The sequence below is a fragment of the Streptomyces sp. NPDC060000 genome, from assembly GCF_042737375.1.
In the GTDB taxonomy this organism is placed as follows: Bacteria; Actinomycetota; Actinomycetes; order Streptomycetales; family Streptomycetaceae; genus Streptomyces.
Genome location: NZ_JBHWUU010000058.1, coordinates 58,736 through 65,335, shown reverse-complemented (window position 1 = coordinate 65,335; position 6,600 = coordinate 58,736). Strand labels below are relative to the sequence as shown.

8 protein-coding genes, 1 tRNA gene and 1 pseudogene are annotated in these 6,600 nt (G+C 67.0%); 7 read left to right on the top strand and 3 right to left on the bottom strand.

The annotated features are described in order from the left end of the window. The first annotated feature begins 186 nt into the window (after positions 1-186). The 4 genes and pseudogenes from ACFWBB_RS27925 (at position 187) to ACFWBB_RS27910 (ending at position 2,751) form a co-directional block, all read left to right on the top strand. Positions 187-876 carry a DUF5819 family protein gene (locus ACFWBB_RS27925; protein WP_385277799.1) on the top strand — a complete coding sequence of 230 codons (690 nt, stop codon included), beginning with the start codon at positions 187-189 and terminating at the stop codon, positions 874-876. Next, a complete protein-coding gene (locus ACFWBB_RS27920; RefSeq protein WP_385277797.1) occupies positions 866-2,086 on the top strand; it encodes an HTTM domain-containing protein in 1,221 nt (406 codons plus the stop codon). The genes ACFWBB_RS27925 and ACFWBB_RS27920 overlap by 11 nt, the downstream gene beginning before the upstream one ends. 36 nt (positions 2,087-2,122) lie before the next feature. After that, a pseudogene (locus ACFWBB_RS27915) lies at positions 2,123-2,257 on the top strand (IS5/IS1182 family transposase); the annotation flags it as partial. A gap of 167 nt (positions 2,258-2,424) precedes the next feature. Beyond that, positions 2,425-2,751 (top strand): hypothetical protein, encoded by a 327-nt coding sequence (locus tag ACFWBB_RS27910; RefSeq protein WP_385277795.1) that lies wholly within the window; start codon positions 2,425-2,427, stop codon positions 2,749-2,751. 91 nt (positions 2,752-2,842) lie between these two features. Here the strand turns inward: ACFWBB_RS27910 and ACFWBB_RS27905 are convergent. After that, positions 2,843-2,916: transfer RNA gene (locus tag ACFWBB_RS27905), tRNA-Gly, on the bottom strand. A 545-nt stretch (positions 2,917-3,461) separates the two neighbouring features. Here ACFWBB_RS27905 and dcd point away from each other — a divergent pair. Both dcd and ACFWBB_RS27895 read left to right on the top strand, forming a co-directional pair. Beyond that, positions 3,462-4,037 carry a dCTP deaminase gene (dcd, locus tag ACFWBB_RS27900; RefSeq protein WP_385277793.1) on the top strand — a complete coding sequence of 192 codons (576 nt, stop codon included), beginning with the start codon at positions 3,462-3,464 and terminating at the stop codon, positions 4,035-4,037. Between the two features lie 8 nt (positions 4,038-4,045). Further along, positions 4,046-4,564 (top strand): phosphoribosyltransferase, encoded by a 519-nt coding sequence (locus ACFWBB_RS27895; protein ID WP_385277791.1) that lies wholly within the window; start codon positions 4,046-4,048, stop codon positions 4,562-4,564. 93 nt (positions 4,565-4,657) lie between these two features. Here the strand turns inward: ACFWBB_RS27895 and ACFWBB_RS27890 are convergent, their stop codons facing one another. Together ACFWBB_RS27890 and ACFWBB_RS27885 are read right to left on the bottom strand one after the other, a co-directional pair. Beyond that, positions 4,658-4,939 (bottom strand): hypothetical protein, encoded by a 282-nt coding sequence (locus ACFWBB_RS27890; RefSeq protein WP_385277789.1) that lies wholly within the window; start codon positions 4,937-4,939, stop codon positions 4,658-4,660. Between the two features lie 183 nt (positions 4,940-5,122). Continuing rightward, complete coding sequence (locus ACFWBB_RS27885) at positions 5,123-5,668, bottom strand: hypothetical protein (protein ID WP_385277787.1); 546 nt, start codon at positions 5,666-5,668, stop codon at positions 5,123-5,125. A gap of 274 nt (positions 5,669-5,942) precedes the next feature. Here ACFWBB_RS27885 and ACFWBB_RS27880 point away from each other — a divergent pair, with 274 nt between their 5' ends. Next, positions 5,943-6,437 (top strand): hypothetical protein, encoded by a 495-nt coding sequence (locus ACFWBB_RS27880; RefSeq protein WP_385277785.1) that lies wholly within the window; start codon positions 5,943-5,945, stop codon positions 6,435-6,437. Positions 6,438-6,600: the final 163 nt, after the last annotated feature.

The window sequence follows — 6,600 nt, the reverse complement described above, 5'->3', positions numbered from 1 at the left end:
CCACCCCCCGCACTCGGGGGTCTCGGCCGCGCACGGGGGCGGGCCCCCCCCCGTGTTGCCGGGGCGCGGGTTATTCCTCACCGCGCCCCCCGCGCCCCGTCGGTGGCAGTCAGCGAGAAAGCCAGGCGCGAGCAGCTGATAGAGAAAGACAGGTAGGCGGTGTCGAGCGGAATCGACTCAGCGGACATGGACGAAATCCAGCAGTCCGACTCCGGTCCGGCCACGCGGGAATGTTCTGACGCAATGGCCGCGACTCCCGCGCTGCCGAGAGGTGGCCGTGTACTGAAAGCAGGCCTGTGCACCGCCGTGGCTTTGTGCCTGGCGGCGAGTTTCGTCCACGTGATTTTGGTGTTCCTCCACGTGGCGCCGGCCAACACCGTCTCCAAGAGATACAGCCCGCTGATCAATGCATGGGTGTACCCCTTCTTCGAACAGAATTGGCGGCTTTTCGCCCCGGACCCTGAATCCGTCAACCGGCAGATTCTGGCGAGAACCGCACACACCGGATCCAGCGGATCGGTTCGGGTGAGTCCCTGGTTCGACCTGACCGCCGTGGACCGTTCCGCAGTCGTGCATGATCCGTTCCCGAGCCACACGGCACAGAACATGTTGCGCCGTGCCTGGGCCGGCTACGTCGACTCGCACGGAGGAGACGACAAGGCCCGCACGGAACGCGCCCTGATGATGCAGAAGTACCTGAGCAACATCGCCGCGGACCGCGCCGCGGCCCGCCAGGACGGCACCTTCGACTTCATCCAGCTCCGCGTCGTCACACTGCCCATCCCCGTGCCCGGCCCCGCCGTCGGCAATCGCCCGCCGACGCCGGTCGAGAACCGGCTCCTGCCCTGGTGGAAGGTGACCCGCCATGGAAAATGAGGCGCAGAGGACCGCGTCCGCCGGCGTCGGCCGGCGGCTCGCCGACCGGATCACCGCCGTCTGGGATCTCCTGACCGGCCGCCCGGTGTCCCTGTACGGGGTGTCGGTGCTGCGCATCGGCTACGGACTGCTCTACCTGATCTTTCTGCTGCGCGAGTTCCCGCACCGTGACGAGATCTGGGGTCCGGGTTCCGCGTGGACGCCCGCCCTGGCACAACAGCTTTTCGAACAGACGGGCTGGTTCAGCGTTCTGGTCCTGTCCGACAGCCGCGCCTACTTCGAGCTCTGCTATGTGCTGGCACTGGTCACGGCCGCGCTGTTCCTGCTGGGCTGGCGTACCCGTGTCCTGTCGGTCCTCTTCGCGGTCGTCGTGACCTCGTTCCACAGCCGGGCGATCTTCATGACGGACGGGGGCGACAACCTGGTCCTGCTGATGTCCCTCTACCTCGTCCTCACCGCGTGCGGCCGGCGCTGGTCCCTGGACGCGCGCAGAGACCGGCTGAAGTCGGTCCGGGCGGGCGACGTACCGGAACCGACGAGGAGCCCCTTCTCGCATCAACTCCGCGATGCCCGAACCACTTTGATCACTGTGGTGCACAACTGCGGCATGTTCGTCATCGCGGTACAGGTCTGCTTCCTCTACGGATCAGCGGGCCTGTACAAGGTCCAGGGAGCTTCCTGGGGCGGCGGCACGGCGCTGCACTACGTCCTGAACCTCGAGCTCTTCCGGCCCTGGCCCGCCTTCTCCCACTTCGTGGACGAGCACACGCTCGTGGTCGCCGTTGCCGGCTACATGACCGTGCTCCTGCAGGTGGCATTCCCGTTCGTGCTCTTCGGCAGGCTCAAGTACCCCGTCCTCGCCATGCTGCTGGGCATGCACATCGGCATCGCCGTGCTCATGGGGCTGCCTCTCTTCTCCGGCGCGATGATCGTCGCGGACGCCGTGTTCCTTCCTGACCGCTTCTACACCTTCCTTCCCCATCTCTGCCGACGCGCGGCGCAGCGGACGGACAGCAGCCGGCCGGTACCCGAACGAGCAACAGACCCCGGGACCGTACCGGTGCAAGGCGGGCCCGGCGGCGCACCCCGCTCGAAGCACCGGGTCATGCTCCCGGCAGGGCGGAAAGGCACCATGCCCACCCCCGGGCCCGCGTCCCACCAGGTACCCCCTGACAACGGCCGACGCACGGGGGCGGATCCGCGCCGATGATCGCGTCGGAGCCGGGAGTTGGGCCTTCCGCCAGGAATGGGGCGGTCACCATGGATCGAGTCGGATGAGTTGCGGGATCGCCCGGGCCCCTGCTGCCGCAGCGTGAAAGGCGCTTCCCGCTTCCGGTATCCGGATCGCAAGTCGCTGCCGGATCGGGACGTTCCGTGCGGGACTCCGGACATCGACCTCGACAACCTGGTGATCCGCGTCCGCGTCGCCGAACCGGAGTACCCCGCGCACCACAACGAGAGGCCCACGGGCTAGTGCCGTGCCGGGCGTCGCGAGCCGGTGAACGTTTCCGGTCACGGCAATAGGGTGCCGCAATGAGGTTACGCGGAGTGTTCATCGCATTTTTCCTGGTCCCGCTGGCGTGGGGGGTGATCACCCTGCTGAGGGCCGGGGCGGCCCACGGCGTCCCGGACTGCCCGGGACTCCAGCTGGGCGAGGACGGCGAGGACCACCCCGGCCCCATGCGGCAGGGCTATACCTGCGCGCTCGACTACAGCGTCCGCGGCGGCGATTCGACCGGTACGGCCACGTACGACCAGCTCAAGTACGCCCAGGAGGTGAAGCGCGGCGACCTCCTGGGTCAGGGCCTGCTGTACACGCTGTACGGAACGGCGGGCACGGCCGCCACCGTGATCGCCACCCGGTCGCGGCACTAGCCGCGCCCTTGTGGTGCGGATGTGGTGCGCGCCCCGCACACCGGTCCAGACAACAAAACAACCCCCGGGTCCAAGACCTGGGGGTTCGTGTTGGAGCGGGTGACGAGAATCGAACTCGCGCTCTCAGCTTGGGAAGCTGATGTTCTACCATTAAACTACACCCGCGAAAGACGCCGGTCAGACCGGTGTCGGAACGCTCCGTCACTCTACCTCATGCCAGGCCCCGGGCGATGAAGCCTCGGGGTCCGGGTGCGCTTCCGGGGAGGGATCCGGCTGCGGGGGGCGGGAGTTGGGGCGTACGGTGGAGGGGTGGAAGAGGGGCCGGGCGGGGTCGGAGTGCCGCCTGGAGGGTCGTCCTGATCGTCCCGTAATGTGGCTTTCGTTGTCCGGTGGGTAGCAGCCGGACAGGGCTCTTGGGGAAGGGACTCATGGACTTGATGGAGCGCACCGTCGTCCGTTGTGCCGATGGGCACGTGTTCAGCACCGCTTCGTTCCCGATGCAGCAGGCCGAGCGGCTCGGTCCCGGGCGGCTCGTCCGGTGTCCTCGTTGTACCCGGTTGCGGAGCGTCGTACCGGTGACTCTCGAGAAAGCGGTAGAGGCAGCGGGAGCGGCAGTCGTAGGAGGAGCTCGGGCGCTGTAGGCGCCGGCGGCCTGGCGCGCGGAGTCGTCCGATGGTGATGGCTCCGCGCGCCTTGCGTATCCTCGGGACGTGCTTCTCTCAGACAAGGACATCCGGGCCGAGATCGACGCCGGACGAGTGCGGATCGCCCCCTACGACGAATCCATGGTGCAGCCGTCGAGCATCGATGTACGGCTTGACCGATACTTCCGGGTGTTCGAGAACCACAGGTACCCGCACATCGATCCCTCCGTCGAGCAGGCCGATCTGACCCGGCTCGTGGAGCCCGAGGGCGACGAGCCGTTCATCCTCCATCCGGGGGAGTTCGTGCTCGCGAGTACCTACGAGGTCATCACGCTCCCCGACGATCTCGCCTCGCGGCTCGAGGGGAAGAGTTCTCTGGGCCGGCTCGGACTGGTCACCCACTCCACCGCCGGGTTCATCGACCCCGGCTTCTCCGGGCATGTGACGCTCGAGCTGTCCAACCTCGCCACCCTCCCGATCAAGCTCTGGCCCGGCATGAAGATCGGCCAGCTGTGCATGTTCCGGCTCACCTCGCCGGCCGAGTCCCCGTACGGCAGCGAGCGGTACGGGTCCAGGTACCAAGGCCAGCGCGGGCCGACGGCCTCCCGGTCCTTCCTCAACTTCCACCGGTCCCAGGTGTGAGCGGCGGCGTGAGCGACGTGGACGTGGCACGGGAGAACCTGGCCTACGAGCAGTTCGGGACCGCAGTCCGCGAGCTCGCGCAGACCATCGCCGACGACGGCTACGTACCCGACGTCGTGCTGAGCATCGCCCGCGGCGGTGTCTTCGTCGCCGGTGGGCTCGCCTACGCCCTCGACTGCAAGAACATCCACCTGGTGAACGTGGAGTTCTACACCGGGGTGGGGACCACGCTCGAGATGCCCGTCATGCTCGCGCCCGTCCCCAACGTCATCGACTTCTCGGACAAGAAGGTCCTCATCACCGACGACGTCGCCGACACGGGCAAGACGCTCAAACTCGTCCGCGACTTCTGCCTGGACACCGTCGCCGAGGTGCGCAGCGCCGTCATCTACGAGAAGTCGCAGTCGCTCGTGAAGTGCGAGTACGTCTGGAAGCGCACCGACGACTGGATCAACTTTCCCTGGAGTGTCCTGCCGGTGGTGCGTAAGGCGGGGGAGACTGTCACGCCCTCGAAGGAGGCGCTCTGACCTGCGGTTTCTCTCGCATGCTTCCCGTGCGTGGGTAAGAGGCTCGGCCGCTTACCGAGGTCCCTTGCTGGTGTGCAGGTGTCGAGCGACGTGTCAGCTGCCCTCGGTAGGGGACGTCGACTCGTCGCCTTCGCCGTAGAGGCCGGTGCGGAGGCGCTGCTTTGCTGCTTCGAGCCGCGGGCCATAGTCGGGCAGGAAGATCTCGCTCAGCGTCGTGTCCAGCGCTCCCGAGATCGCGTAGATCGGCGACCAGACGGCTCGATCGCGCACGATTCCCTCAAGGTCGTCGGACCGGAACATCGCTTGGTAGAGCCAGTCCGACAGCACGAACGCCTGATCGCGTGTGAGCCTGATGATGATCGCTTCATCGTCCACGCTTTAAATCTAGACCCCTCGGCATGCGTTGTTCCGGGCTCATCAGCCACAGATCGGCAGCAACACGCTTTCCCACTGTGGTGGTGGGGTGGTGGTGGCATGAGAGGTGCTGATCCTTTCGTGTCCGCGCTTGCCGCGGGACCGGTCACGAAGTGGGCCGGCAGTCGACTTCGTGCCGTCCCCTCAGGTGTCCGCGCCGTCGGTGGTCGGCAGGAGTGCGGCCAATTCGGTGTCGTCCGGGCGGTGGACCGCCTCGGCCGCCCTACGCAAAATGGCGCGGTCGACCTTGTCCGCGTCGGCGATCAGATGAATCACCACGCCGTCGTCGGGCACCGCGTATTCGTGGCTGCCACCTGCCTTGCGGTACCAGGCGTCGCCGTCGCGCTCACAGGTGACCTGCCTGTCCGACACCTCGCCCAGCGGCTGTTTGGGGCAGCTCTCCGCGGTCAGCGTGCCGCGACCTACGAAGAGGCCGAACTTGGTGGCACGCTTCTCGGACCGGTACGCGGCGACGAACTCGTCGTCGTACTCGCCGACCGACTGCTGGAACACGGTGTAGCCGGAGACCCTGGTGACATAGACGAGTTCCGGCGCGACGCCCCAGACGCGCGCGGCGGCGTCGAGGTCGGCGCTGTCGGCGGCCGTTCCGCCGTTCTTGTCCGCGTCGCATCCTGTGAGGAGAACTGGCAGCAGGAGAAGGGGGAGCAGCGCACGCGCGGGTCGCATCATGCGCGCATCCTTTCGCATGGACACGCCACGGCCCCAACCGATTTCCCCGCTGCTTCCCGACCGAACGGGCACGGGAGGGGCACGTCGGCTGGCGATCTCCGGACTGGCGGGCAGCCCGGCGAACAGCCCGGCCGCTGCCGCAGAGAAGACCCGCGGCTTTCTCCAGTCCGGTCCCCAGCACCACACGTTCACGTCCGGTCCCGAGCGCCACACGTTCACGTGCACAGCCGCGCAGAGAAGTTGAACATGTTCAATAATCCTGCCAGGATGACGCGTGCTCGACGACTGGTCGAACCCGGGTCGTTCGTGTGTCCCGCCGAAGGTGTTGGGGTGGCGTGAGTTGCGTTCCTGTCGGGCAGTCCTGGTCCTCCTTCCCGTCGCGTTCGCCCTCGCGGCATGTGGCAGGTTCGCCTTCCCGCCAGTCCCTGACGGTGAGTCGGCCGAGTTGCCCCGATCGCAGACAGCCACCATGTGGGGCGACGGCGCGGGCGGCAGACTAGAGCTGAAGCCGGATGGAACGTTCACCGCCGATGATGTCTGCGGTGATTACGACATCTCGGCCTACGGGCCGGAGAACGAACCCCGGTCGGGATCGGGAACCTGGGACGAGGATGACCGGGAGGGGCAGAGCAGCGTCACGGTGTCGTTCGAAGCCGATGGCGTGAGTTCCACCTACGAGGCCCTGAGAGACGGCAGGACACTGAAACTCTGGACATATGTCGGGGACCCCGACGAGGGCCATTCGCTCTGCATCCTGACCCTGAGGTAGGGCTGGACCGGCCCATGACAAGCCGACTTGGTCAGTACTGCCTGAAGCGTGCGAAGTTTCCACTGACGCGCAGCACGAACCGCGTGATGGGCTCGCCTCCGTCATCCCGCACCAGCTCAAGGCCCAACGCGTGCATGGCCTCGTCGGCCTTTACGGCCGCCTC